The organism is Corynebacterium amycolatum SK46, assembly GCF_000173655.1.
Classification (GTDB): Bacteria; Actinomycetota; Actinomycetes; order Mycobacteriales; family Mycobacteriaceae; genus Corynebacterium; species Corynebacterium amycolatum_A.
This window is the reverse complement of the sequence record NZ_ABZU01000005.1, coordinates 26,383-52,556: the sequence shown is the minus strand read 5'-3', so window position 1 is coordinate 52,556 and position 26,174 is coordinate 26,383. Positions and strand designations below refer to the sequence as shown.

General features: G+C 59.2%; 18 protein-coding genes. 10 read left to right on the top strand and 8 right to left on the bottom strand.

Annotated features, from left to right (window positions below):
- Positions 1 to 3: 3 nt before the first annotated feature.
- Positions 4 to 2,676 carry an AMP-binding protein gene (locus CORAM0001_RS04785; protein WP_005510512.1) on the top strand — a complete coding sequence of 891 codons (2,673 nt, stop codon included), beginning with the start codon at positions 4 to 6 and terminating at the stop codon, positions 2,674 to 2,676.
- Between the two features lie 657 nt (positions 2,677 to 3,333).
- Entirely contained in the window at positions 3,334 to 4,128 is a 795-nt protein-coding gene (locus CORAM0001_RS04780; protein WP_005510429.1) for a CDP-alcohol phosphatidyltransferase family protein, read from the top strand.
- Here the strand turns inward: CORAM0001_RS04780 and CORAM0001_RS04775 are convergent.
- Positions 4,125 to 5,135, bottom strand: coding sequence for a hypothetical protein (locus CORAM0001_RS04775; RefSeq protein WP_005510458.1), 1,011 nt, complete (start codon positions 5,133 to 5,135; stop codon positions 4,125 to 4,127). The genes CORAM0001_RS04780 and CORAM0001_RS04775 overlap by 4 nt on opposite strands.
- Before the next feature lie 204 nt (positions 5,136 to 5,339).
- Here CORAM0001_RS04775 and CORAM0001_RS04770 point away from each other — a divergent pair, with 204 nt between their 5' ends.
- The 8 genes from CORAM0001_RS04770 (at position 5,340) to CORAM0001_RS04735 (ending at position 16,200) form a co-directional block, all read left to right on the top strand.
- Positions 5,340 to 6,839 (top strand): YeeE/YedE thiosulfate transporter family protein, encoded by a 1,500-nt coding sequence (locus tag CORAM0001_RS04770; protein ID WP_005510430.1) that lies wholly within the window; start codon positions 5,340 to 5,342, stop codon positions 6,837 to 6,839.
- A 76-nt stretch (positions 6,840 to 6,915) separates the two neighbouring features.
- The gene (locus tag CORAM0001_RS04765; protein WP_005510497.1) at positions 6,916 to 7,596 is read left to right on the top strand and encodes a YdhK family protein; all 681 of its coding nucleotides are present in this window, start codon (positions 6,916 to 6,918) and stop codon (positions 7,594 to 7,596) included.
- Between the two features lie 451 nt (positions 7,597 to 8,047).
- Complete coding sequence (locus CORAM0001_RS11395) at positions 8,048 to 8,374, top strand: potassium-transporting ATPase subunit F (protein ID WP_208854634.1); 327 nt, start codon at positions 8,048 to 8,050, stop codon at positions 8,372 to 8,374.
- Complete coding sequence (gene kdpA, locus CORAM0001_RS04755; protein WP_005510487.1) at positions 8,371 to 10,023, top strand: potassium-transporting ATPase subunit KdpA; 1,653 nt, start codon at positions 8,371 to 8,373, stop codon at positions 10,021 to 10,023. The genes CORAM0001_RS11395 and kdpA overlap by 4 nt, the downstream gene beginning before the upstream one ends.
- Positions 10,020 to 12,128 carry a potassium-transporting ATPase subunit KdpB gene (gene kdpB, locus CORAM0001_RS04750; protein ID WP_005510541.1) on the top strand — a complete coding sequence of 703 codons (2,109 nt, stop codon included), beginning with the start codon at positions 10,020 to 10,022 and terminating at the stop codon, positions 12,126 to 12,128. The genes kdpA and kdpB overlap by 4 nt, the downstream gene beginning before the upstream one ends.
- Before the next feature lie 81 nt (positions 12,129 to 12,209).
- On the top strand, positions 12,210 to 12,800 hold the full coding sequence (gene kdpC, locus CORAM0001_RS04745; RefSeq protein WP_040361209.1) for a K(+)-transporting ATPase subunit C: 591 nt from the start codon (positions 12,210 to 12,212) through the stop codon (positions 12,798 to 12,800).
- 46 nt (positions 12,801 to 12,846) lie between these two features.
- Complete coding sequence (locus CORAM0001_RS04740) at positions 12,847 to 15,450, top strand: sensor histidine kinase (RefSeq protein ID WP_005510555.1); 2,604 nt, start codon at positions 12,847 to 12,849, stop codon at positions 15,448 to 15,450.
- 6 nt (positions 15,451 to 15,456) lie between these two features.
- Positions 15,457 to 16,200 carry a response regulator transcription factor gene (locus tag CORAM0001_RS04735; protein ID WP_005510450.1) on the top strand — a complete coding sequence of 248 codons (744 nt, stop codon included), beginning with the start codon at positions 15,457 to 15,459 and terminating at the stop codon, positions 16,198 to 16,200.
- Between the two features lie 226 nt (positions 16,201 to 16,426).
- Here the strand turns inward: CORAM0001_RS04735 and CORAM0001_RS04730 are convergent, their stop codons facing one another.
- The 7 genes from CORAM0001_RS04730 to CORAM0001_RS04700 all read right to left on the bottom strand — a co-directional run bounded on the left by CORAM0001_RS04730 (position 16,427) and on the right by CORAM0001_RS04700 (position 25,947).
- A complete protein-coding gene (locus CORAM0001_RS04730; RefSeq protein ID WP_005510499.1) occupies positions 16,427 to 18,109 on the bottom strand; it encodes a dipeptide ABC transporter ATP-binding protein in 1,683 nt (560 codons plus the stop codon).
- Entirely contained in the window at positions 18,106 to 19,074 is a 969-nt protein-coding gene (locus CORAM0001_RS04725; RefSeq protein ID WP_005510560.1) for an ABC transporter permease, read from the bottom strand. The genes CORAM0001_RS04730 and CORAM0001_RS04725 overlap by 4 nt, the downstream gene beginning before the upstream one ends.
- A complete protein-coding gene (locus CORAM0001_RS04720) occupies positions 19,067 to 19,993 on the bottom strand; it encodes an ABC transporter permease (protein ID WP_005510533.1) in 927 nt (308 codons plus the stop codon). The genes CORAM0001_RS04725 and CORAM0001_RS04720 overlap by 8 nt, the downstream gene beginning before the upstream one ends.
- Before the next feature lie 4 nt (positions 19,994 to 19,997).
- Positions 19,998 to 21,743 carry a peptide ABC transporter substrate-binding protein gene (locus CORAM0001_RS04715; protein ID WP_005510425.1) on the bottom strand — a complete coding sequence of 582 codons (1,746 nt, stop codon included), beginning with the start codon at positions 21,741 to 21,743 and terminating at the stop codon, positions 19,998 to 20,000.
- Between the two features lie 483 nt (positions 21,744 to 22,226).
- Positions 22,227 to 23,846 (bottom strand): protein adenylyltransferase SelO family protein, encoded by a 1,620-nt coding sequence (locus CORAM0001_RS04710; protein WP_005510567.1) that lies wholly within the window; start codon positions 23,844 to 23,846, stop codon positions 22,227 to 22,229.
- Between the two features lie 48 nt (positions 23,847 to 23,894).
- Positions 23,895 to 24,638: an MOSC domain-containing protein gene (locus tag CORAM0001_RS04705; RefSeq protein WP_100066787.1), complete on the bottom strand. Its 744-nt coding sequence runs from the start codon at positions 24,636 to 24,638 to the stop codon at positions 23,895 to 23,897.
- A 31-nt stretch (positions 24,639 to 24,669) separates the two neighbouring features.
- A complete protein-coding gene (locus CORAM0001_RS04700) occupies positions 24,670 to 25,947 on the bottom strand; it encodes a type IV toxin-antitoxin system AbiEi family antitoxin domain-containing protein (RefSeq protein ID WP_005510572.1) in 1,278 nt (425 codons plus the stop codon).
- Positions 25,948 to 26,174: the final 227 nt, after the last annotated feature.

Sequence of the window (26,174 nt, the reverse complement as noted above, 5' to 3'; positions counted from 1 at the left end):
ACAATGTATGCATCAGATATCGCTTTGGATGACCGTTCAGTAGCGAGCAACGGGGACGATTCAAATATGCAAGAGGCATGCCGTAACGCCCTTTCCACTCTGCTGGATAACTCGGCCCTTCCCCCCGGGAGTGTGGTTGCAATACGTGATCTCGTTCCTCAGGCGCATGCGGCGACCCTAGCCGAACTGTGGGCACGTGGCCTCGTCCCTGCCATACTTGATCCTCACCTACCTGAAATGCTGCAGCCAGTTCTGCTCAGCGAACTTTTTCCAGCAGCTGTTCTCGCATGGACGATTTCACAGTCAGAGCAAGGCGAATCCTTTCAGCCCTGTCCAATGTTGGACTTAGCGTCTCCAGATTCCCAACCTCGGAGATTCGGACTGACATCGCAGTTTGCATCAGCAAGTAACAACGACATCCCGGCATATATCGCCTACACGTCCGGCTCAACCGGGACACCGAAAGGCGTTGTTATCGGACGGCGTGCATTCAAATCTTTTGTCCAATCGACTTGCGATTTATACGAATTGACCTCCGAAGATCGTCGATTGCTGCTGTCCAATCCGGCCTTTGACCTGGCCATGGAGCAGGTGGGCACTTCTCTACATGCTGGGTGCCCAGTCATACCAGCTTCTCCAGGACTTATCGCAACAGATCCATTTGCTCTTGCTGCCGAAGTTTGTGCCCGTGGAATCACCGTACTTAGCCTCCCCACTGGTGTCTTCAATGCTGTCGGTACTGCTATGGATGCCGACACTTCTGCAGCATCAGCATTTCATCAGTCTTCTGTGCGCCTTGTGATGGCCGGTGGTGAAGCCCCTGACCCCGTCGCCATCCGTGGTTGGGCCGCAGCACTGCCGGAAGCACGGCTGCTCAATGGTTACGGGCCGACCGAATGCACAGTTGTGACTTCGTATGGCAATCTTGCGCCGGATGAACCCATTACCGTTGGTACTCCACTTCCTGGTGTTACCTATTCCCTGCGAGATGGCGAGCTCATCATTGGTGGAGTGCAAGTAGGGCTTGGGTACTTAGAGAAGCGTGTAGGTGGCTTCGAATCGCATAACGGAGATACCTATGCCACTGGAGATGCCGCTCAAGTACTTGCAGACGGAAGGTGGGTTATCGAAGGGCGTCGTGACCGAATGCTGAAGGTATCCGGGTACCGTGTCGACCCGGCCACGGTGGAAGGGATTGTTACCTCTGTGGATGGGGTGAGCGCAGCCCATGTTGTACGCGTCGATGGTGCGTTGGGGTGCCTTATTGTCCCTGACACCGTACGCAGCTCCGAGTCTTGGAACAGCCAAGATTCTGCAGTTGAAGAAGTCAGCAGCGGCGAGGATATGATCAAACGTGCGGTCAGTCGTCGTTGCAAGACCGAACTTCCCTGGTATGCGGTGCCTCGGCTACTAGGTATGGCCAGCGAGATTCCGCTGACGGCGCGAGGTAAGCGCAATCCAGAAGCGACTGCGAGTCTATTACGATGTCTTGCTCGTAGCGCAGATAGGGACTCCGCCCGCGCCGGTTTGGATCTCGACTTCGCAATTTCGGAGATTTGGAGGCGGTATGTAGGTGATCCGGAAGATCTTCGTAGCTTTGCTGAGACTGGAGCGGATTCACTAACCGCTGTTTCGGTGCGTGGGGCTCTTCTCGGCGAGCTAGATGTAGATGTGCCCTTACCGGTCATCGTCGGTGGGAATGTGAGAGATCTCATCGATGCTTCTCACCGGGCTCGTGCTGGGGTGCATGCAGGACATTTGTCGTCAGGTCAAGGGCTCGTGCGGCTGCGCGGGACAGCACAGAGCGACAGCACAGGTGACCATTCTGTTAAGGAAGTGCACTGGGTGTTTCTGCCTCCGATGTCGGGTGCCGTTACCCGGTATTTACGTTTGTCTCGTTTGCTGCCGGATTCTCACCAGGTCAGTGCATGTGAGAATGCGCGGGAGGATCTCGAAGGCGGATTCGCCACGGCGGTCTCCGCTATGTCTGACGCGATTGCTGCAGAAATTCCAATTGATGCAGACTTGCGTCTCTCTGGGTTCTCCCTCGGCGGAGTCTATGCGCGTGCAGTAGCAGTCGAGCTCGCTTCCCGTGGGTTCACCTGCTGTTCGGCTCACCTTATCGATCCGCCAGACCCCAGTGGACATGCCACTCCGGAAAGGACGGCATTCCTCGTATTTGCTCAGGTAGGATTGGCTATACCTGGTGACGGTGCGCGATTTCTTCGTGGCCCCGTAGCCACTGGTGAGGTAGCCGAAGTTCGCGAAGACGACATTGCCTGGGACGAACTTCTCAATGCCGCAGTAGCTACAGGAATGGCCACGATGAATGAAGGAACCCAAGCTCTGCGTAACGCATGGGAGATTTATCGTCTCAATGCTTCTATTCTCAGATCCTGCGACGTAGATGAGATTGCTGGGCAACTGCCCCAAACGCGAATCCTTGTAGGCGCGACTGGGGAAGATATTGCTTATGACGGGGCAGTCGCAGACAGAGGAGAAACCGCACATGCGCAGATAGAGCGCGTGGCGCCGAGCGGAGCATGGTCAAAAATCTGTCCGTCAGCAACTTTTGATCGACTTGGTATTGATCACTTTGCTCTACTCGATCCTCCGCACGATATCGCTGTAGCTCAATGGCTCACTACTAGTGAGGCAGCATCGAACGCGGGATAAATTGAATAAACAAAGGCCGGTTAACAATGTACTGGACCAAGATTCTTTGGTGATTATCGAGCTGTAATCAGACGAAGACTTTTTGGAGCACAGCGGATAAAAGCACAGTGTGTACTTGGATAGAATCCTAGTAGGTACATCCGGAGGCGCGGCAAATAATGAAGAGAACGCATCTCGGGTTAACGTATCTAAAAGCACACAGGAGCCAAAGTACGCAGCCTCATCGCGAGCTGCAGTATCTGAGCTGATCCATAAGACGCGAAGACTATCGACAAGTTCGAGGCGTATCGATTCATGTCTGGACCAATCTCATTTTGAATTTCATCAGCTAAGGATTTAAACCGTTGGTTTCCTAGTGTCGTACTTTTACGTATTGGTGATTCTACGACCGCTGGTGAGTTGTTCCAGATCCTGTTATCTCCAATGTGACCATGGTGCCTATTCCGCCGGTAGCAAGGTGGCTGTTTATTGCATTCCGCGTTTGTGATTGTCCATTGTTAGAAGGAATCTCCCCGTAGATACGGGAAAACAGTGAGTAGTCATTATACTCTGCTGCAGAATTATTCGAGTGGCGTACAGCCGTGATTGGTATTCGCGGTTGTACGTTTTTCTTTTGACCGTACTCTCCGACCAATTCGCCGATGAAGGATCCTAGCCATGCCCATTTCTGCTTCAACTGCCGATGCTGAAGGCATGATGATGTCCTCTCATCTGGAAAGCTCGCAAACCCAGACCTTCACCCGGCGTCAGCATGTCATCGCTTGGGCGGTGCATGCCTTCACACTGACAGGTTTGGTGTGGGCGACGCTGGCTGTGGTCGCACTGCTGGAGGGTCGCCCGCACTGGATGTGGCTCTGGTTGGGCATTGCCCTTGTCGTCGATGGTGTCGACGGCAATATGGCGCGTAAACATCGCATCAAGGAAGTCGTCCCGTGGTTTAACGGCGCAGTGGTGGACAACATCGTCGACTATCTCACCTGGACAGCCATACCCGCCGCTTTTATGGTCATGTATCTGCCGCTGGGGCCACGTCCGTTGGCGATCGCCCTGATGATTCTGGTCCTGGTGTCGTCGATGTTCTGCTATGCCAACGAAGCCGCCAAGTCCGGCGACTACTACTTCGTTGGTTTCCCTGCCGCGTGGAACATCGTGGCGGTCTTGCTGTGGGTATGGAACGCGCCCATGGCGGTGTGCATCGCTGCCATTTTCATCTTCAGCGCAATGACGTTGGTGCCGCTGCACTACACGCATCCATTCCGCGTGGAACGCGGCCGGATTGCCAACATTGCCGCAACGTTCATCTGGATTCTCTCGACCGGCATGCTCATCGCAAGTGAGACGATGGCAGCGTCGTTAAGCAAGACGTCTATCCACGAGCTTGTGGCTGTCAATGTCGCCGCCGGTGCCTGGCTGATTGTCGGGGGCGTGCGGCGCTCGCTCAGCGGTCGCTAGCGGCAGATGGTGGGTGGTTGGCGCAGGATTGCGGAGATGGCGCGGTCGCGCAGCCAGCGGACGTATTCGACGGCGCAGGCTGCGACAATTAACGCGATGACAAAGATGGTGACCCACATCGGATAATCGCGTCCGTTGGCCCAGAAGTAGACATAGGGCGAGACGAAAGTCACTAGGGTGATCAGGAGCCCCAGCATTCTTCGGCCGAATGAGCGGCCAGTAATCATCTCGACAATTCCCCAGGTGTAGGGGATAGCGGTAATGATGTCGATGCTCCACAGAACCCAGACATTGCCGTGGAATCCGGGGACGAAAACCACAGGTAGCGCGCGGAGCGAAGAGTAGACCATCACCGCCAGATAGGCGAGCACCTTCGGGTTGTAGAGCAGTCGCCAGACGGGGTTGCGCTCGATGAGTTTGGTCCCGACTTTGCGCAGCGCATGCAGGTCCTTTTGCTGCATGACCAGCGTATTCGTGCCCTCCAGCAGGTAAGCGAGCAGTTTTTGCTGCTCGAGGCTGCCGTGTGCCCAGGCCTGCACCAGCTCGCTTGGCGAGATAGCGATGGGCACCAGTGGTTCTCCGCGCTGCTTCAGGTGATCGGGAAGCTCGAGGGTGCTTCCATCGAGCTTATCGACGGCCAGTTCCGGGCCCACCACATGAACGATGTCGCCGCCGAGGATGTTTTGCACCTTGTCGACATCACTGTGGGGTAGTGAGCTGAACCAGAGTAGCTGCCGGGAGGAAATCGCCATTCGCAAGGCGGTACCCAAAGCTTCTGCCGCGTCATCGATGGCGTAAAAGTCCTGCGTGTTGGTGTGGGCGAGTGAACGCAAGCTGTCGATTATTACGGCATTTTTGGCATTGAGCTCGCTGAGGCGGGCCACGCCGGAAATATCGATGACCGCCTGGGGATCAAGGGCGAAAGCATGGGTAAAAGGAAGGTCGAGTATCGAGCGCATTGCAAGGAGTCGCTGGTGCCCAGCCAGGGCTGAATTCTGTGCGCTCATAGTGTTTTAGCTTGCCACAACTTGTGCTTATCGCCAGCAGCTATACGGTTCGGTCTGTCTATTGGTGAGTGTCCTGCCCTGTGGAAATGCCATTAAGTTGGACTTTTTTCGCTGTGTAGAGTAGCTTCTAATCCACTAATAGACAGGTCTGTTCATTATGGCTTTGATGGCGGACTGGCTCATATATTTAGGAGAAACACTCTCATGCTCATCTCAGGACTAGCGCTGGGCGCCGTGCTCGGCTTTGTTATGCAGCGAGGACGCTTCTGCGTCACCGGCTTCTTGCGCGATATCTTCACTCAGCGCAGCTGGCGCGGCTTCGTCGCCCTGCTGATTGTTATTTCCGTCCACGCCATCGGCCTGGCCGCCCTGACCAGCGCCGGCGTGATTACTCCCGAATACAAGGAATTGGCACCACTGGCCGTTATCGTCGGTGGCGTTATCTTCGGACTGGGTATCGTCCTGGCCGGTGGCTGCGCCTCGGGCACCTGGTACCGCTCCGGTGAGGGCCTGATCGGCTCCTGGATTGCACTGGTCTTTTATACTCTGTCCGCTGCTGCCATGAAGACTGGCTTCCTGGGCGGCCTGCAGGATGCCCTGAAGGACCGCACAGTCGGACTGACCAGTATCCATGCCTCGCTCGGCATTAGCATCTGGCCACTGGTCATCGCTCTCAGCGCACTGACGGCTTACCTCGCCGTCCGTTACCTGCGCGAAGAATTCTCCGGACCGCGTCCGGTGACTCTGGCGCCGCGCAAGACCGGCCTGGCACACATCCTGGCTGAAAAGGCCTGGCATGTGTACGCCACCGCCGCCATCGTCGGTGTACTTGGCGTTATCGCATGGCCGCTGTCCGCTGCCACCGGCCGCAACGACGGCCTCGGCATCACGACCCCGTCCTCCAACCTTGCCAACTATGTTGTCACTGGTGACACCGAGCGTTTCGACTGGGGCGTCCTCCTCGTCCTCGGCATCCTCGTCGGCTCTTTCATCGCGGCTAAGGCCTCTGGCGAGTTCCGCCTCCGCGTCCCGGACGCAACCCAGGGCGCACGCTCGGTCGTCGGCGGCATCTGCATGGGCGTCGGCGCTGCCTGGGCCGGCGGCTGCACCGTCGGCAACGGCATGGTTCAGACCTCGCTGTTCAGCTACCAGGGTTGGCTTGCGCTGGCGTCCATCGCCGCAGGTGTCGCTATCGCCGCAAAGCTTTGGCTGAAGCCGTCCGCACCTTCGCTTAACGACGTCCCGAGCACCCCTTCCACCACCAACGACACGGCCACCAACGACACGGCGGTATCGGCAACGGCTCCGGTCACTTCGGCTGCTACTTCGCCTGTGTCCCTGCCGGGTAGCGAAGGTGCCGGTGCCGCTGGCACCGAGGCCTCCCCGCTGGCGGGTGCCTTTGCTGTCGCGCCGGTGGCGTTGCTCGACCGGAGCGTCGTAAAGCAGGAAGACGGCAAGCTCAAGCCACTGGGCGGCGGGCGTTACGAGCTCGACACCGTCGGCGCGGTGTGCCCATTCCCGCTGATCGAGGCCAAGGACGCGATTGGCAAGATTGAGATCGGCGAGGAGCTGGTGATTCCATTCGACTGCACCCAGGCCACGGATGCGATTCCGCGCTGGGCTGCGAAGGATGGCCACGAGGTCACCAACTTCGAGCAGACCGGCGAGGCTGGTTGGACGATTTCCGTCCGCCGCGGGCGATAAGCCCTGGTGGCGTTAGAGGAGCGTTGTTAGGGTGAGGGCATAGATTGATTGACATCAACAACAAAGGAGCTCAATCATGGCAAAGAATATTCGACCACTAGATGCTCTCGTAGCCGCGGGTGCCGCCAGCGTCCTTGTGCTGGCCGGTTGCTCCTCCGATGATTCGGCTAATACTGAGGAAAGCAGCACTGTTAGCGAAACTAGCTCTTCCGTGTCGGCCACCAGCTCTGAGGACCATGACGACATGGATGATATGGACGATGCCGATGAGCATGGCGACCACGGCAATCATGGAGACGATAGCGACGACGCGATGGCAGACCATCATCATCCGGCCGATGGCGGTCCGGCTCCAGAGGGAATGATTCCGGCGGACAATGCGAAGTTCCCGGTCGGCAGTGAGGTGCAGGTTCTCGCCGATCACATGCCGGGCATGAAGGGTGCAGAAGGCAAGGTTGTTGGAGTTTTCAACACTACTACCTACTCCGTTTCCTACACCCCGACCGATGGCAGTGAACCGGTGAAGGATCACCGTTGGGTCGTTCATGAGGAGCTGGAGAACCCAGGCGAGGCTCCGCTTGCCGACGGCTCCGAGATCACCATCAATGCCGAGCATATGGCGGGCATGAAGGGTGCCAAGGGCACTGTTGATTACTCCACCCAGGAGCCGGTCTACATGGTTGATATCGACGAAGATGGCATGACCATGAAGAACCACAAGTGGGTTACTGAAAGCGAGCTCGCACCGGAGGACTAACTAGTCAGGCTTAGTCAGCCACTTCTAGGTTGGTTGCTTCGGGCCGGTTGCTTCGGCCTAACTCAATCCATTAAAACCGGGTATCACGCAGGAAGTGTGGTGCCCGGTTTTTTTATGCTTCGCGCCTATGCTCCGTGTCCAAAAACCTTCGGGTAGCGCGTGGTCCGGCTGGGGCGGAGACGGCGGGGACGGGGCCGGCGAGGGCAGGGGCGGCGAGGGGCAGGGGCGGTCGGCCACTTGTCGATGAGCTATTCACCTGTCGATGCGCTATAGCGTGGCCATCAGTGAATAACGCATCGACAAGTGCTCAGGTAGACCCCACAGCGTGCGCATAAGTGGTGGAAAACCATCGATAAGACAAGGGAAGTCATCGACAGGTCACGGAAAACCATCGATAAGTCGGCGACACCAGCGCGCCTGCCCAGCTCTCCCTCCCCACTCGGTCCCAGAAGTGGCTATTAATTCGCTGCATACCTGCATTGGCACTTTCTTAATCAGAGGCGCATTCGAGCACCTCACAGCGCATAACACCAGTTCAGGAGGTGTTAAAAAAGCGTTAATAGGTGCCCGCGACGGTACGTATGAGTGTTTTAGTAACTGTCATGTTCGTAGACATTTTGCTTCTTCTACTCACCGTCACGGCCTTTTTGCTGCTGCAGGGCTGCGCCAAGGCGGTGAAGAAACTATGACGTGGGAATTGATCGTCGGCGCCATTTTAGGTTTGGCGGCATTGGGCTATGTCCTAGTCGCCCTGATTGATCCGGAGCGATTCTCGTGAGCAACGTCATTATGGGATTCGTCCCGGTAATCATTGTGATGGCCGCACTGGCCATCCTGTACATCCCGCTCGGCAACTACATGGGGCGGGTATTCACCACTGACAAGCACTTGGGTATTGAGCGCGGCTTTTACCGCGCCATCGGTGTGCGTCCAGAGGCCAACCAGCACTGGACAAAGTACACCGCCAGCGTGCTCAGCTTCTCTGCGGTCAGCGTCATCTTCGTCTACCTGCTGCAGCGAGTTCAGCAGTGGCTACCGCTGAACCACGGCAAGGGCCCGGTCTCTCCGGACCAGGCATGGAACACCGCGGTGTCGTTTACCACCAACACCAACTGGCAGTCCTACTCCGGTGAGGAAGCCATGACAGTGCTAACCCAGATGGCTGGCCTGGCAGTGCAGAACTTCGTCTCCGCCGCAGTCGGTATCGCAGTGGCGGTAGCGCTGGTTCGCGGTCTGGCCAACCGCCACGGTGACGGCAACATCGGCAACTTCTGGGTAGATCTGACTCGCACCGTCCTGCGCGTGCTGCTGCCAATCGCCGCCATCGGTGCAATTCTGCTGATTTCGCAGGGTGCCATCCAGAATTTCTCGGCCCCACAGACCATTCAAACGGTCACCGGTGGCAGCCAGACCATCCCGGGCGGTGCAGTGGCATCGCAGGAGGTCATCAAGGAATTGGGCACCAACGGTGGCGGCTATTTCAACGCCAACTCCGCGCATCCGTTTGAGAACCCAAATGCGTGGACCAACATGCTGGAGATCTTCCTTATCCTGCTGATTCCGGTGTCGCTGACCAAGGCATTCGGTGTCATCATCGGTGACAAGCGCCAGGGCTGGGCAATTCTTTCCACCATGGCGGTGCTCTACTTCATCTCTCTGGCTGTTGTTATGTCCAGCGAGACTGCATTGCAGGTCTTCCAAGGTGGCGGCATGGAGGGCAAGGAAATGCGCTTTGGCGTGCTGCCAAGTTCTTTCTTTGCGGTGACCACCACCATGACGTCGACAGGCGCGGTGGACAGCTTCCACTCCAGCTACTCGCCACTGGCCGGCGGCATGCTCATGCTGAACATGCTGCTGGGTGAGATTAGCCCTGGTGGTGTGGGCTCTGGCCTCTACGGTATGCTCATCATCGCCATCCTGACCGTCTTCATCGCTGGCCTGATGGTCGGCCGTACCCCGGAGTACCTGGGCAAGCGCATTGGTGTTTCGGAAATCACCAAGGTCTGCCTCTACATCCTGGTCATGCCAGTGCTGGTGCTGGCAGGTGTCGGTATCTCCACCATGTTGCCGTCGACGCTGGACTCTGTTTCCGCCGAGGGGCCGCACGGTTTCTCCGACCTGATTTACGCCTTCACCAGCGCGTCCAACAACAATGGTTCGGCATTCGCGGGCTTCGGTGCCGATACCCCGTGGTTCAACATGAGCCTCGGCTTCGCCATGCTGTTTGGTCGCTTCCTGCCAATTGTCATGGTGCTGGGTCTGGCCGGTGACTTCGCCAAGCAGCGACCAGCCGCCGAGACCGCAGGCACCCTGCCAACTCACCGACCGCAGTTTGTCGGCCTGACCGTTGCCATCGCAATCATCGTCAGCGCCCTGACCTTCCTACCAACCCTCGTCCTTGGCCCGCTGACGGAGGCCCTGTCATGAGCAAGAATTCCAACGCATCTTCCGCATTTTCACCCAGCGCACTGAAAGCGGCTCTGCCACTGGCGCTGAGCAAGATGAATCCGCGCCAGCTCATCGCCACCCCGGTGATGTTCCTGGTCGAAGTCGGTGCCGCATTTACGCTGGTCCTGGCCATTGCGCACCCCTCGCTCTTCAGTATTTCCATCACGGTGTGGCTGTGGTTGACCGTCCTATTTGCAACGCTGGCCGAAGCCGTCGCCGAGGGCCGCGGTAAGGCACAGGCGGAATCGCTGCGCGCCTCGCGCACCACCTCCGATGCCTTCAAACTCAACAAGGTCACCAATGCCGCCGCAGCGCTGGAGAATCCAGCCGCACAGACCACCAAGGTCGCGGCCACGGATCTGGTGCCGGGTGACATTGTCGTGGTCTCCGCAGGCGAGCCCATTCCCGCTGATGGCGACGTGATTGTCGGTGCCGCCAGCGTCGATGAGTCCGCCATCACGGGCGAGTCCGCGCCGGTCATCCGCGAGGCTGGCGGTGATTGCTGCGCGGTCACCGGTGGTACGCGCGTGCTTTCCGACGCCATCGCCATTGAGGTCACCACCATGCCCGGTGAGAGCTTCATGGACCGCATGATTGGCCTGGTCGAAGGCGCACAGCGCAAGAAGACCCCGAACGAGCTGGCACTCGGCTCCCTGCTGCACGTGCTGACCCTGATCTTCCTCATGGTTGTCATCGCACTGGCTCCCATGGCCGTCTTCAACGGCGCCGAGCAGGACCCATTAGTCCTGGTCGCACTGCTGATCTGCCTGATTCCGACCACCATCGGCGCACTGCTGTCCGCCATCGGCATCGCCGGTATGGACCGCCTGGTGCAGCACAATGTGCTGGCCATGTCGGGCCGTGCAGTTGAGGCCGCCGGCGACGTCGCGACGCTGCTGCTGGACAAGACCGGCACCATCACCTTCGGTAACCGCCAGGCCGCGGAGTTCTCCGAGGTCGGCGACACCACGCACGCTGAACTGGTGCACGCCTGCCAGCTCTCCTCTCTTGCCGACGAAACCCCGGAGGGCCGATCCATTGTCGAGCTCGCGGAAACCGAATCGAATGAGCGCATCGACGAGTCCGTCTACGCCAATGCAACCTTCATTCCCTTTACGGCGCAGACTCGTATGAGTGGCATCGAGTTCCCGGCTACCGGCGGCGAGAAGAACCGCAAGGTGGTCAAGGGTGCTGCAACGGAGATTGTGAAGCTGATGAAGCGCATCGGCGCCACCGTGCCACCTGAGGTCGATGGCATTGTCCAGCGCATTTCGGAGGCGGGCGGTACCGCGTTGGTGGTCGCCGAAGTATTTGGCGGTGACGAAGTAACCAGCGGTGAGTCCGGACGTGTGCTGGGTGTCATTTATCTCAAGGACGTCGTTAAGCCTGGCATGCGTGAGCGTTTTGACCAGCTGCGTGAAATGGGCATTCGTACCGTCATGATTACTGGCGACAATGCGATTACGGCGCATGCGATTGCGAAGGAAGCCGGTGTTGACGATGTGCTCGCTGAGGCTACCCCGGAGCAGAAGCTGGAGCTGATTCGCAAGGAGCAGTCGAAGGGACGCCTGGTCGCCATGACCGGTGACGGTACCAACGATGCTCCTGCATTGGCGCAGGCAGATGTGGGTGTGGCAATGAATACCGGTACCTCGGCGGCGAAGGAAGCGGCCAACATGGTGGATCTGGATTCGGACCCGACCAAGCTCATTGATGTGGTGGGAATTGGCAAGCAGTTGCTGATTACCCGCGGTGCGCTGACCACCTTCTCCATTGCCAATGACGTGGCGAAGTACTTCGCCATCATTCCAGCCATGTTCGTCACGGCGCTGCCTGGCCTGGACAAGCTCAACATCATGAACCTGCACTCACCGGAAAGCGCCATCCTGTCTGCGGTGATCTTCAACGCGCTCGTGATTGTCGCCTTGATTCCGCTGGCTCTCAAGGGCGTGAAGTACCGCGCCGGGTCGGCTGCCTCACTGCTGAGCCGCAACCTGCTCATCTTCGGTGTCGGTGGCATCATCGCACCGTTTGTCGGCATCAAAATTATTGACCTCCTGCTCTCCGGAGTGTTCGGGATGTAAGTGCCTTGGCCTCGCGCCAAACGGCGCAGCCAGCGCACAGCACTTGGCATCTCGCAACATGTGAAAAGAATCGAGAAGGACATGAACAAGAACTTTCGGTTGGTATCCACCACGATCAAGGCCTATTTGCTGCTCACCGTGGTTATCGGCTTGCTGTACCCAGCCGCAATCTGGGTAGCGGGGCGAATCTGGTCCGATAACGCTGATGGCTCAATGATGTATGACTCCGCAGGCAAGGCCCAGGGCTCGGAGCTCATTGCCCAAGAAGTGACAAAGCCGGGATTTTTCTACCCGCGCCCGTCTGCTGCGGGGGATAATGGCTACGACGCGATGTCGTCTTCGGCATCGAACGTGTCGCCGTATAGCAAGGAGTTCCAGGCTGAAATCGAACAGCGCCGTACCGATGTCGCTGCCCGCGAGGGCATCGACCCGGCCCAGGTACCGGTGGAGGCAGTCACCGCCTCCGGTTCCGGTCTGGATCCGCATATCTCCGAGAAGTACGCACAGCTGCAAGCACCGCGCGTGGCCAAGGAGCGCAACCTGCCACAGGCAGAGGTTGAGCGGTTGATCTCGGAAAATAGTGAAAAAGCAATTACGGAACAGGGCTCGCAGGATGGTGGGCGACTGGTCAACATCGTAAAGCTGAACGCCGCTCTGACAGACGGACAGTAAGCATCCTGCGATTGGGCAAGGTATGGCAAGTAAAGGTCTGTAAGAAATGGCCAAGCGAGGAAAACTGAAGGTCTACCTGGGGTTCGCCCCGGGCGTGGGTAAGACGTGCGCCATGTTGAGCGAAGGGCACGATCTGTACTCCCGTGGGCACGAGGTAGTCATTGGTCTGGTGGAACACCACGGTCGCGAGCGGACGAAGAAGCTCATCGAAGGCCTGCCAGTGTTGGATTGTCGAAAGGTGTCCTACCGCGGCAACACCTATCGTGAGCTGGATGTTGATGCGATTATCGAGATGCATCCCGAGGTCGCCCTCGTCGATGAGCTCGCGCACACCGTCGTTACTGATGAGCCGGACAACGAGTTCGTTCAGCAACGCAAGCGCTGGCACGATGTCTACCAGCTTCTCGACGCAGGCATCGACGTCATCTCGACGATGAACATCCAGCACTTAGAATCGCTTAACGACGTCGTTGCGGCCGTCACCGGCGTGCGCCAGATGGAGACGGTACCCGACCGTGTCCTCCGCGATGCGGACGAGATTGAGCTCATCGACTTGAGCCCGGACGCCCTGCGCATCCGCCTGTCTCGCGGCGAAATCTACCGCAAGGAGCAAGCGGAACTAGCGCTGCGCAAGTACTTCCGCCCGGGCAACCTCAGCGCCCTGCGTGAGCTGGCACTTTTGTGGCTGGCTGACAAGGTCGAGGAGGTGCTGGATGCCTACCGCGAAGACGAGGAGATCGACGACCACTGGACCACGCGTGAGCGCGTCGTGGTGGCCGTGCGCGATGATGAGAACGCGGAGTCCATGATTCGCCGCGGTGCTCGTATGAGCGGTCGCGTGGCCGGCCGCGAGATGATTGTCGTGCACATTACCGGCGAGGACGACGGCCTTGACCGCGGGTATCTGCGTCGGCTGCGCAAGCTGCAGGATCTCACCGAGTCGCTGGGTGGGCAGTGGCGCACCATCGTGGGCGATGATGTGCCGGGAATTCTGCTGGAGTTCTCCCGCACGGTCAATGCATCGCAGCTGGTCATTGGCTCGGAGCGAGGACTGCGGCGCTATGTGGGCTTAAGTACCTCGCAGCGCATCATCGACCAGGCTGGGCCCATCGATGTGCACATCATCTCCTCAAGCTCAGAGAAGAAAGCCAAGCGGCGCAAGAAACTGCGCTCTCGCTTTTCCAAGGAGCGACGTATCACCGGTTGGCTGCTGGCACTGGTGGGGCCAGTGCTACTGACGTTGCTGCTCTACCAGCTGGACACCGGCCCGGAGTTCCTGGGCGTACTGCTGCTGACCTATCTGATGCCGATAGTCTTCGCCGCTATGGCGGCAGGGTTGGTGCCAGCGCTGGCGGCAGTGGTGGTCTCCTCAATTCTGGCAAACTGGTACTTCACCACTCCGGTGAACACCCTGACTATCACCGAGCCGGCCAGCTTGGCTCAAATCCTGCTCTTCGGTGTGATTGCGGCGGCTGTGGCGACGGTGGTGGAGCGTTCCGAGCGCCGCCGCGAGATGGCGGACAGGAGTTTGCATCAGGCAGTCGTAATGTCCGAGTTGGCACACGGTGTCGTCCACGATGGCGACAACATGTCCAACCTGGTCCACAGCTTGGCGGATACGTTCTCGATGGAGCGCGTGGACGTGCAGCGTTACTCCTCAGAGCGCAAGAAGTGGTTGACCATTGTCACCACCGCCGAACACGGCTTGTCCGAACCGTGGCCGACAGAGCTGCCGATGACTAAGGTCAGCTCCGGCGATGACCTGCGCTTTGTGCTCAGTGGCCGTGAACTCACCGCCGCTGAGACTGCCATGATTGCGGCTCACGGTTCCCGCATTCGGGCGCTCATGGACATGGAGGAAATCGCCGCGATGCGCCGCGCCACCGCTGCCCTCGAGGCGGGCAACCGCGTGGGCAGCGCGGTGCTGACCGCCGTTTCACATGACCTGCGCACACCGCTGGCCAGCATCAAGGCTGCGATCTCCAGCATGAACATGGAGGACGTCGAGCTTGACGACGAAACGCGTCTCATCCTCATGGAGACAATCGAGAGTTCCGCTGACCGCCTAGAGGTGGTCATTGGCAACCTACTCGATGCCAGCCGCATCGACTCCAGCACCAAGCGGGTGGAAAGTGTGCCGGTTAGCGTCTCCGATGTTGTGGACGCGGTATGTGCGGAGCTGCCGGAAGCCGCAGGTCACATTGACCGCGATATTGACCATGACGCCTGCATGGTGGAAGGCGATCCTGGGCTGATCCAGCGCATTGTTTCCAACATCGTCATCAACGGCCGTCAGTACGCACCGGAGTCGAGCCTGACCATTCGTACGCGGCCCAGCGAGCGCGGTGTGCGCGGTCCCGCCGACATGCCGGTTATGGGCTCGCTGGGTGCTATCGCTGCGAGCGCATGCATAGACATTTTGATCATTGACCACGGTAAGGGCATCCCGGAGGATAAGTTGGAGGAGATTTTTCAACCGTTCCAACGCCTTGGCGACTACTCGGCACAATCTCAGGGCCTTGGTCTGGGACTTGCCGCCGCCTCGCGTTTTGCCGACGCCATGGGAGGCGCCATCCGCGCCGAACAGACACCCGGCGGCGGTGCTACCTTCGTGCTGACGTTGCCGCGTGCAATGGGCGAGAGAAAGTAGGATTCCATGAATCTCAGTTCAGGACAACCCGCTGGTCAGGCTGGCAACAAACCCGGGCGAAAGATACTCATCGTCGAGGATGATGTCGCCATGGCCCGCACTGTGCTTGTCAGTTTAAAAGCCCGCGGTTACGAGCCACGTGTCGCGCAAACGGCCACGCGGGCGTTAGCCGCGGTCAGCGAGTGGAAGCCCGACGCCGTTCTCCTGGATCTGGGCTTGCCCGATGTCAGTGGCCTGGAAGTTCTGCGTTCTTTGCGCAGGTGGAGCGATATTCCAGTGCTGATTGTCTCCGCACGTCACGACGAGGCGGGGAAAATCAACGCCCTCAATGAAGGGGCCGATGACTACGTCACCAAGCCTTTCTCGATGGGGGAGTTGTTGGCTCGGCTGCGTTCAACCATGCGGCGTGCTAGCAAAGTAGTGGTCGAAGAGGTGCCGAAGGTGGCCTCCGCAGATGGTCATCTAATGGTTGACCTGGCCAAACGGCAAGTTCTCGTGGCGGACGAGCTCGTGCATCTGACCCCGCGCGAGTGGGACATCCTGGTCTACCTGGTGCAGCATCGTGGCGAACTGGTGACCAAACTGGAGCTTCTCAAGGCCGTCTGGGGTGACCAGTACGAAAAAGAGACCAACTACCTGCGCGTTTACATCTCCCAGCTGCGCCACAAGATTGAGCCTCAGCAGGCTCACAACAAGTACTTGCGCACTGAGGTGGGGGTCGGTTATCGCATGGTGCTGGACGAGGAGTAGCAGCCGGCTGCTTGCCCGTCCTTGCTTGCCCGCCTGCACGTTCCCGCCCGCCCAGTTCCCGACCCGGCTCCGTCTCCCTCCCTGCGACTTCACGACACCTATGTCACCTCATGCCACCTCCACAGCTGGCACGAGGTGACATAGGTGTCGTGAAGTGCGATCTGCCCCGCCCAGAGGGTGGAGTGAAGTGCTGCGTGTGTGTGGGGTGGGGCGGAGCACCGCCCAGCTACAGATCCAAATCCAACGACGCACCTGGGATGGCGTCCAGTAGTCGCTGGGTGTACTCCTTCTCCGGGCGGTCGAAGAGCTCATCCGTTGGACGGTGCTCGACCATCTTGCCGTGCTCCATCACGATGATTTCATCGGCTACCTGGCGCACCACCGCGAGGTCATGCGTGATGAACAGGTAGGCCAGGTCCAGCTCTTCCTGCAGCTCAGCCAGCAACTCGAGCACCTGCGCCTGCACCACCACGTCGAGGGCGGAAACGGCCTCGTCACAGACCACAACCTCAGGATTCAGCGCCAGCGCACGCGCGACTGCCACGCGCTGACGCTGACCGCCGGAGAGCTCACCGGGGAAGCGGCGTCCCATCTCGGCTGGCAGTGCCACGCGGTCGAGCAGGTCGAATACGCGCTGTTCACGCTCCTTCTTGGTACCAATCTTGTGAATGCGCAATGGCTCCTCGATGGAGGAATGCACGGTGCGCATCGGATCCAGCGTCGCGTATGGATTCTGGAAAATCGGCTGAATGCGACGTCGCAGTTCCAGCTCCTCTTTACGATTCCGGCCCTGGACTCGTTTGCCGTCGAAAAGCACTTCGCCCTCGGTCGGATCGAGCAGACCCAGCGCCATGTTGGCCACGGTGGATTTGCCCGAACCGGACTCGCCCACGATGCCAATGGTGCGACCGCGACGCAGCGTGAAGCTGATGTCATCGACGGCGCGGAAGGTGTCCTTGCGCCACGGACGATTGCCCGGGATGGCGAAGTCGCGCACCAGATTCTTCGCGACAAGAATTTCCTTCTGCTCGTGGTCCGCAGTCGTCGGTGCGGCCACCACGCGGTCACCGCGCCGGGCAGCCAGCGACGGAGCGGCGGCAATCAGCTGCTTGGTGTACGGATGCTGCGGGTGCGTGAGGACTTGAAGGGCAGAGCCGGTCTCCACGACACGTCCTGCTTGCATAACGACGAGTCGGTCAGCGCGCTCGGCAGCCAAGCCGAGGTCATGGGTAATCAGCACTACGGACGTGCCGAGCTCGCTAGTGAGCTTGTCGAGGTGGTCGAGGATTTTCTTCGCCACGGTCACGTCGAGCGCGGAAGTGGGCTCATCGGCGATCAGCAGCTTTGGCCGTGCAGCCAGACCCATGGCGATCAGCGCGCGCTGGCGCATACCGCCGGAGTACTCGTGTGGGTACTGGTCAATGCGCTTTTTAGCGTCGGGAAGGCCAGCCTGTTCCAGCAGTTCAATGGCCTTTTTGTGGGCTTCGGAGCCTGTGGCGATGTTGTTGGCACGCAGGGCTTCCTTAATCTGGGCACCGACGGTCCACACCGGGTTCAAGTTGGTCATCGGATCCTGGGGGACCAGGCCGATGCCACTGCCTCGGATGCCGACGAATTCGCGGTCAGTCAGGTGAGTGATGTCGCGGCCATCGAAGGTGATGGTGCCACCGGTGACTTCGCCATCACCGGGTAGCAGACCCAGCGCGGCGTGGACAGTAGTGGACTTACCGGAGCCGGACCCACCGACGATGGCGACCGTCTCACCGGGGAAAACCTCCAGGTCGACGTTGTGCACCACATCGGTTAGCTCTTTACTGCGGCGGCCGGACGCTGTGGTCGTCGGAAAGCCGATGCAGACGTCCTTCAGGGTGAGGATCGGTGCCGCGGTCTTGTTGGTGTCGGTGCTCATCGACGACGCTCCTTCGGGTCGAGAGAATCCTTCAAAGCGTCACCCATGAGGATGAAGCCGAGAACGGTAATCGCCAAGGCGAGTGCTGGCCAGAATAGGTTGGACGGGGCCTGGCGGAGCACCTGCTGTGCGACAGAGATGTCGTTGCCCCAGGAAACGGTGGTCGTCGGCAAGCCAATGCCCAAGTAGGACAGCGTGGCTTCGGCGACGATGTAAATACCCAGCGAGGTCGTGGCCATGACGATCACAGGGGCGAGGCAGTTCGGCAGCACGTGGCGGAAGAGGATGCCCGTGTTGGACAGGCCGAGCGCCTTGGAAGCAGTGACGTATTCCTCGTTCTTCACCGAGATCACCGAGGAGCGCACCACGCGCGCCATCTGAGGCCAGCCAAAGGCGGCGAGCACGAAGACCACGGACCAGATGGTGCGTTCGGTAAACAGCTGCATCAGCACGATGCCGGCCAGGATCAGCGGAATGGCAAAGAACATGTCCGTGATGCGAGAGAGCACCGCATCGACCCAACCGCCGAGATAGCCAGCGATGGCGCCGAGGATGATGCCCACCACGGTTACTGCCAGGGTGACGCCGATGCCGACGATGACCGAGGCGCGGGCACCGTAGATGACACGGGCGTAGACGTCGTAGCCCTGCTGAGTGAAGCCCATCGGGTGGCCGTCGCGGGCCGGGGCCAGCGAGTCACGCAGATTAGCTGCCGACGGATCCACAGAGGTGAACAGCGACGGGAACGCGGCCACTGCGATGGAGAGCAAAATGATGACTGCGGAAACCCAGAACAGTGGGCGGTAACGCAGATTCTGCCAGGCTGAACCCCAGAGCCCCAGTGGCGGGGTATCCGGCAACTGCTTGTGGTCGGGGTTCGTCGCCTGGGCGGTGCCGGTATGCACGGTGTTGGCCTGCTTTTCTGGCTGAGTCGAATTCAATTGCGTCGAATCTGGCTTAGGCATAACGAATCCTCGGATCCAGGACTGCGTAGAGCAAGTCGATGAGCAAGTTGGCGAACATGTAAATAACCACCAGGATGGTCACGATGCTGACCACGGTGGGAGCTTCACCAATCTGGACGGCGTGGAAGATCAGGCCACCGATACCGGGCACGTTGAAGATGCCCTCGGTGACAATTGCGCCGCCCATCAGAGCAGCGAGATCAGCGCCGATGAAGGTCACAACGGGAATCAGCGAGTTGCGCAAGATGTGGCGACGGGTGACTTCAGAGGTTGGCAAGCCCTTGGCGCGGGCGGTGCGCACGAAGTCAGCATGGCGTGCCGACGAGACCTCAGAGCGTGTCAGCCGCAGCACATAGGCAACCGAGACGAGCCCCAGCACGAATGCCGGCAGCAGCAGGGAGGTGAAGGAGGCATCGCTACCGACGGTGGGGGACACAATCTGCCAGCGCACACCGAAGAGGTAGCGGGCAACGAAGCCAAGTACGAAGGTCGGAGTTGCGATAACCAGCAGGGACAGTACCAGAACGGTGGAGTCGAAGAAGCCGCCCTTGCGCATACCGGCAATGACGCCGAGGCCGATGCCGAAGATTGCCTCAATGGCAACGGCCATCAGCGCCAGGCGAATCGTAATGGGGAAGGCCAGCGCAATTTCCTCGCCGACCGAGCGGCCGGAGAAGGTCTCGCCCATATCCAGTGTGAACAGCCCCTTGAGGTACTCCCAGTACTGGACGAAGAATGGCTGATCCAGGTGGTAGTGGGCGCGCAGTGCAGCGACCTGCTCAGGTGGCAGCTGCTTGTCGCCGGCTAGTGCGGCAATGGGGTCGCCGGGCATGGCGAAGACCATTGCATAAATCAGCAGTGTGGCACCGAAGAATACCGGCACCATCTGCAGGAGTCTCTTTCCGATGTACCAACCCATGGTGCTAGTCCTTCTCAATCATCGGGTAGTCCAAAATGCCGTCCCACATCACCACGGCGTTACGCAGCTTCGGATTCCACGCCACCGAAGCATTCGGGTACCACAGCGGAATCGCTGGCAGGTCCTCCATCAGCACAGATTGAGCCTTCACATAAATTGGCTTGGCATCTTCTGCGCTCTTGGCTGAAGCAGCGTCCTGGATAAGCTTGTCGAACTCCGGGTTCGAGTAGTGGTTGTCATTCGAGGAGCCGCCGGTGACGAACTGCGGGATCATGTAGTTGGCCACTGATGGGTAGTCAGCTGCCCAGCCGGTGCGGTAGCCGCTGGTGATAGTCTCGTTGGAAATTTCATCGCGCAGCTGTTTGAAGGTCGGGTAGGCCTTGCCGTGGGAATCGATGTCGAGGGTCTCGCCAATCATGTTGGTCACCGCTTCGACCCACTGCTGGTGTCCGCCGTCGGCGTTATAGGCGATGTCGAACGAGCCGGTAAACGGCGCAATTTTGTTGGCTTCGGCCCACAGTTGGCGGGCCTTCTTCGGGTTGTATTCCAGCACCTCTTGGCCCGGTACGTTCGGGTCAAGGTCGCCAAGCGTCAACGAGCTGAACTCGCGCGCCGGAGTGCGGGTGTCGAAGAAAATCTTCTCAGTGATTAGTTTCCGGTCAATCGCCATGGAAATCGCTTGACGACGAAGCTTGCCCTCTTCACCCGAAAAACCTGGCAGATTTCGCGGAATTCCGAAGTACTGCGAGGAGGAGGTCGGGACATTTGCGCTGGAATCGGGGAAGTCGGTTTCAAAGCTGGCCAGAGCTGTTGGTGGAATGGTGCGCGGCAGAGTGTCCAGGCGGCCTGCCTGAAGGTCCGCGTATGCGGTGTCCATGTCCGAGTAGAAGCGGTATACCAGGCCGTTGTTACGGGCCTTGTGCTCACCGGCGAAGTCATCATTGCGGACCACAGTTAGCTGGTTGTTGTGCAGCCAAGCGCGGCCTTCGGCCATCTTGTAGGGGCCGTTGCCGATTGGGTGTTCACCGAAAGCCTTCTTGTCTTCGAACGCGGCCTTCGGCAGCGGCATAAATGCGACATAGCCGAGGCTGAGCGGGAAGGAGGAATCTGGGTTGGTCAGATCTACGGTGAACTTCAGATCGTCGACCTTCTTCAAACCTGACATGGTTTTGGTCGCGGCTTTTTCGCCAGAGACAGCATCAAAACCCTGCACGTTGGCGAAGAAGGACTGCTGCTTCTGCAGGTTCGGGCCGTAGGCAGCGTAATTCCAGGCATCGATGTAGCTCTGCGCGGTGACTGGTTCGCCGTTGTGGAAGGTCCAGCCCGGTTTCAGCGTGATGTCGAAATGAGTCGAGTCCTCGTTGGGCTTAATTTCTGCCGCATGGTCCAGGATCATCGAGCCGTCGGTGTCGTAGCGCACCAGACCTGAGTAGAGCATGCGGAGGATATCGCCACCACCGGTTTCATTGGTGTCAGTGGTGTACAGCGGCGACTGTGGTTCGGAGTTCTGGACCACGATGAACCCCGCGCCGACCTGTTGCTGGTCAGTGCTGCAGGCAGCGAGCGCGCTTCCTGGCAAGGCGATTACCAGCAAAGCCGCCAGAATCTGGCGGACATGCAGCGCGAACTTTCCTTTTCCGCTGAGCGTTGTTGCGTGCAGTTTTGTGGCACGGAACTTCTCTCGCTGTCGGAGCTTCCGCCGGAGTTTCTGCCGGGTGTGGAAGGGGCCGGAGGCAACGGGTCTATGCATCGCGAGCCTTTCTAGATTCTGCCAGATAGGCGATATGAATTTGGTGATCGGCTCACTCCAAATGACTTAGATACCCACCTCCTACCTGTATAAGCAATGGTGGTGGTGAGAACTTGGGTGTGGTGGATTCTAAGGTTTGGATACGACCGTTCAATACAGTCTCTAACCTTACAAGTCCAAAAAACATATGAGTATTAATCAGGCGATCCATCCCTTATTTGACGGTGTCTTTTACCCTCGATTGGGGAGTTAATCCTGTGCAGTAGTGAAACGTTGTAACATCCTGTCACCCCCGCAGGGGTTGAGACTGCTGGATCGCTGGCTGTCCCACCGCTGGGCTCCTGCCCGGCCACACTTCGCGACTTCACGACACCTGCGTCACCTCATGCCACCTCCACAGCTGGCACGAGGTGACACCCGTGTCGTGAAGTGGCATTGGAAGAGGAAGTGGGTTTTGGTACAGGAAGAGGAAGAGGCAGCGCATTAAGTCCCGCAGTACGAGCGGAAAGCACCCAACTCCCGCGGTGCCGGCTCAGTGAACCCCGCTGGGGCGTCTTGCGACTCACAGGGGTTGGTTACCGCCTCCAGCAGGTGCCGGTAGTCGGTCAAATCCCCCGCCCCTGCCGCCGCTAACGCTTCCGTGACCAGGTAATTTCGCGGAATATACAGCGGATTGGTTGCCTCCATCAGCGAAAGGGCCGTCGTCTGCTCGATTCCTAGCTCCTCCCGCGTTCGCTTCCACAACTGCCCCCACTTAGCCGCAGCGGCGGGGAACGCAGGATTATCAGACAGCGCGGTCAGCACAGTGAAATCCTGCCCATCACCATCGGCCAGAGCCTCAATCAGCGCCCGATGAGCATTCGTATGGTCGAGCCCAAACTTCGCCAGCAACGCCTGCCACTGATGCACCAAGGGGATGGCCAGCGGGTCGTCGTAAAGCGAGGGGAGAATCCCCAACTTGGGCAGCCACCTGCGGCTGAGCGCATCGGTGAACTCGTCGGCGAATTCGCCCAGGATGTCGCGGGCGCGTGCGAGGGCATCCTCCGGGGTGCCTGCGAAATGCGGTAGCAACGTCTCCGCGAGTTTCGACATGTTCCACCCGGCAATCGTCGGCTGCGCGCCGTACGCGTATCGACCGCCGTGATCAATGCTGCTAAACACCGCCCGCGGATCGTGCGCATCCAGAAACGCACACGGCCCGAAGTCGATGGTCTCGCCCGCGATGCTGGCGTTGTCGGTGTTCATCACGCCGTGGACAAATCCGCAGGCCAGCCACGTCGCAACGAGATTGGCTTGCCGCTTGACGACGTCCCGGAGAACCGACTCCGCCGAACCCTCGTAGCCATGCCGCTGCGCGGCGAACTCGATGAGCCGATCCATGATTCCGGTGTCCGCTCCGGAGCGAGCGACCAGCTCGAACGTGCCAACTCGCAGGTGGCTGGATGCTACGCGCACGACGATGCCACCCGGTTGAAGTTCGGTGGTGGGGTCGGTGCCGTCGAATGGGGTTTGCGAGCCGCGGTAAATCTCTTCGCCGGTTGTGATGACCGCCAGCGCGCGGGTGGTCGGGATGCCGAGCGCATACATGGCTTCGCTGATGAGATACTCCCGCAGGGCGGAGGTCAGCGTGGCTTTACCGTCGCCACCACGGGAGAAGGGTGTGGGCCCTGTGCCTTTGGCCTGAATCTCGTAGGACTGGGTGCTGTCGCTGTGGGCTGTCTCTTTGGGGTAGTCGGGCTGGTTGGCCTGACAGGGCAGCCCGGTCAGCCCCGGTTCAGCCTCAACTGTGGCAAGCAAGAGCGCGCGGCCATCACCGAGTAGGCCTGCGAAGTTACCGAATTGGTGGCCGGCGTAGGCCGTGGCTATCGGGGTTGTGTATGCGCCGGGTGGGGTGCCGGCGCCGCTGTCGACTCCGTGATCGGCGCCGTGGCCAGTGAGGAACTTCAGGCCAGCGTCTGACCGGAGCCACTGTGGGGAGAGGCCGAGTTGGGTTGCGAGCTCGTCGTTAAGCATGACCAGCTGCGGCGATGGGGCGGCGAACCCCTCCTGAGAGATTGTGAGTTCAGGCAGTGCGGTGGGCAGATCAGCGACGTTTCTAGCCATGTGCGCAGTTTAACGGGTAGGCCGGATTGAGAATATGCGCTTTTATGCTCAAGGCTTGCCGAGGCGAGCGGTGTCGTCTTCAAGCTCGCCGTTTAAGCGGCGATAGAGCGTTGCCCGCCACCGCTCCGGAAGCTCAGGGGCGGCGAGGAGACGGTGGATGCCCTCGATGTCCTGGCGGTCGATGTTCATGACGCGATTGGTCTCTGCAACAGAGACGGCGCTTGGAAGACGTTTGACCAGCCGCATGGTGTCGCCTTCAGCGATGGTGCCGGGATGAAGGACCCGCAGGTAGTAGCCGGAACGAGACTTCGACTGCATGAGCCTGGGCAGTCGGCGGTCACGCCAGCGTGCCGAGACCGTGGCACACGGACGACGCGGTTGCGTGACCTGGACTGTCAGATCGTTCAGTTCGAAGATGTCACCCAGATAAACCGCCTGGTCAGGAAGGCCTTCCAGCGTGAGGTTTTCGAAGAAAGCGCCCTCCGGCAAATCGAATCCATCAGCCGCCCACTGAGTCATGAACTCGAATGGGCAGCAGCACATCGCCTTATTTGGCCCACCATGGACCTTCAAATTGCCCTGCGCGTCGCTGTCAAGGCCGTTTTCTGCGACTATTACGCGGCCCGTGCGTGGTGATTTGGCGGCACCGGTGCTGATTTCACGGCCGCTCCACTTTTGCGTCACTACCGGGCCGGTGCGGACACGGCGCACTCGGCCGATGAGTTCTGGGAGTTGGTGGCTTGGTTGTTCCTGGCTTGGTCGCTGGTGGCTTGGCTGGGTCTGCGGGCTCATGTTTTGAGTCTGTCATCTGACTGGAAGCGTTTTAGCCAGAAAAGGAGAATTTGTATGCGCCTTTTGGAAGTGTGGTAATGGCATCAAACCAGCGTCCGCGCGGTGTCGGTGAGGCTGCCAATGCCTTTCGAATCATGCCCGCCGCAGAGCCGTCAAAGATTGCATTCCACGTCAGGTGGATGATGGCGTAGCCGAGGTTGGTGAGTTGGTAGTCGCGACGCCGGTCATGCCAGATCCTTGCTGTGCCCGCGTGGTGTTGGCCGGCGCCAGCGCGCGTTTCTGATTGCACTGTTGATTGCATTCTCGATTGCGCGGGCTCGTACTTCATTCGCCCGTCGCACTCGATGATGATTCCGTGAGCCGGAAGCAGGAAATCCACACGCGCAACGAACACCCCGGTCTCATCTACTATTCGCGGTTGCTGCACAAATGACAGCTTTAGCTCCACGAGCAACGCCTTTGTCACCGACTCAAATGCACTTTCCGACCACGGCGATGCCACCATCAGCACCTCCAGCGTGCGGGGCCCACGCACTCGACCCCGTTGGTCGTGCACGTGGGGTAAGAAATCAGTACTGGAAATGGCCACATGCCGCGGCGCTGCGAGCTGCGGAAACTCCTGTTCAATATCCCAATTTGGTGGCTCGAAGCGCGGCGGCGCCTCCGGCCACGGCAGGGCTTGCTGAGGCTGCATTCCCGTCGAGCCAAGTGTTCCGACCGAGCCGCGCAGGGCGCCGTCGGCAAGCGCGATAGCTTCGGCAAAGCGTCGAAAGACCTCGGGTTTGCGGCGCGTGGCGTCGTCGACGCGCGGCTGAGCAGCAGCGATATCAACCACGGTTCGCGCCAGAGTAGTGACCCGCGCGCCATCGATGGTGGTCGTGGCACTTGAGGGCAATGCTGAGTAATTCTGATGAAATTGCAGGCCATGGTGTGTTTTAAGTGTCGACGACCCACTTTTTACACTGGAACTGAGCGTCAGCGTTTGCGGAATATCGAGCAGTGACAGGCCATGTATCAGCGCTGCTGCGATTCCGGTTAATGCGCGATCTGGGTGTGCCTGTGAAATGGCAATGCATTGAATCCGTGCCCGGATGAGTTCCGCCTTAATGGCAAGAATTCCTCGTGGAAAATCGCTGTTAGATGGCCATATTCGTGCATCCACGTAAGTGCCCCGAAACAACTGAACAAGTTCGCCGCGCTCGACCGCCCGGCTGAGAATTCCTCGTGCTGTATTTCGGCTGATATGAGTCTGTTCTCGCAGGTGCACAATTCCGGAGGAATTGAAAATGAGCTCGCTCGTTTTCCGCATGGCGGACATTCTCATCGATGGTGCGGAAGCCCGCTGGCCAAAGACCGTTGAAAATCAACTTTCTGTGGATAGTTTTCGGACTGTGGATAACACATCAATTGAGTCAGACTGCAGATCCAAAAGTAACGGTTAAAGGCGTTTACAAGGGTCAAAATTACCTAGACTCGCATGTTTGGTGCCTTTTTGCCCAAATCCAGGAAGCTGACCTGGGAGTTTCTAATTTGAAG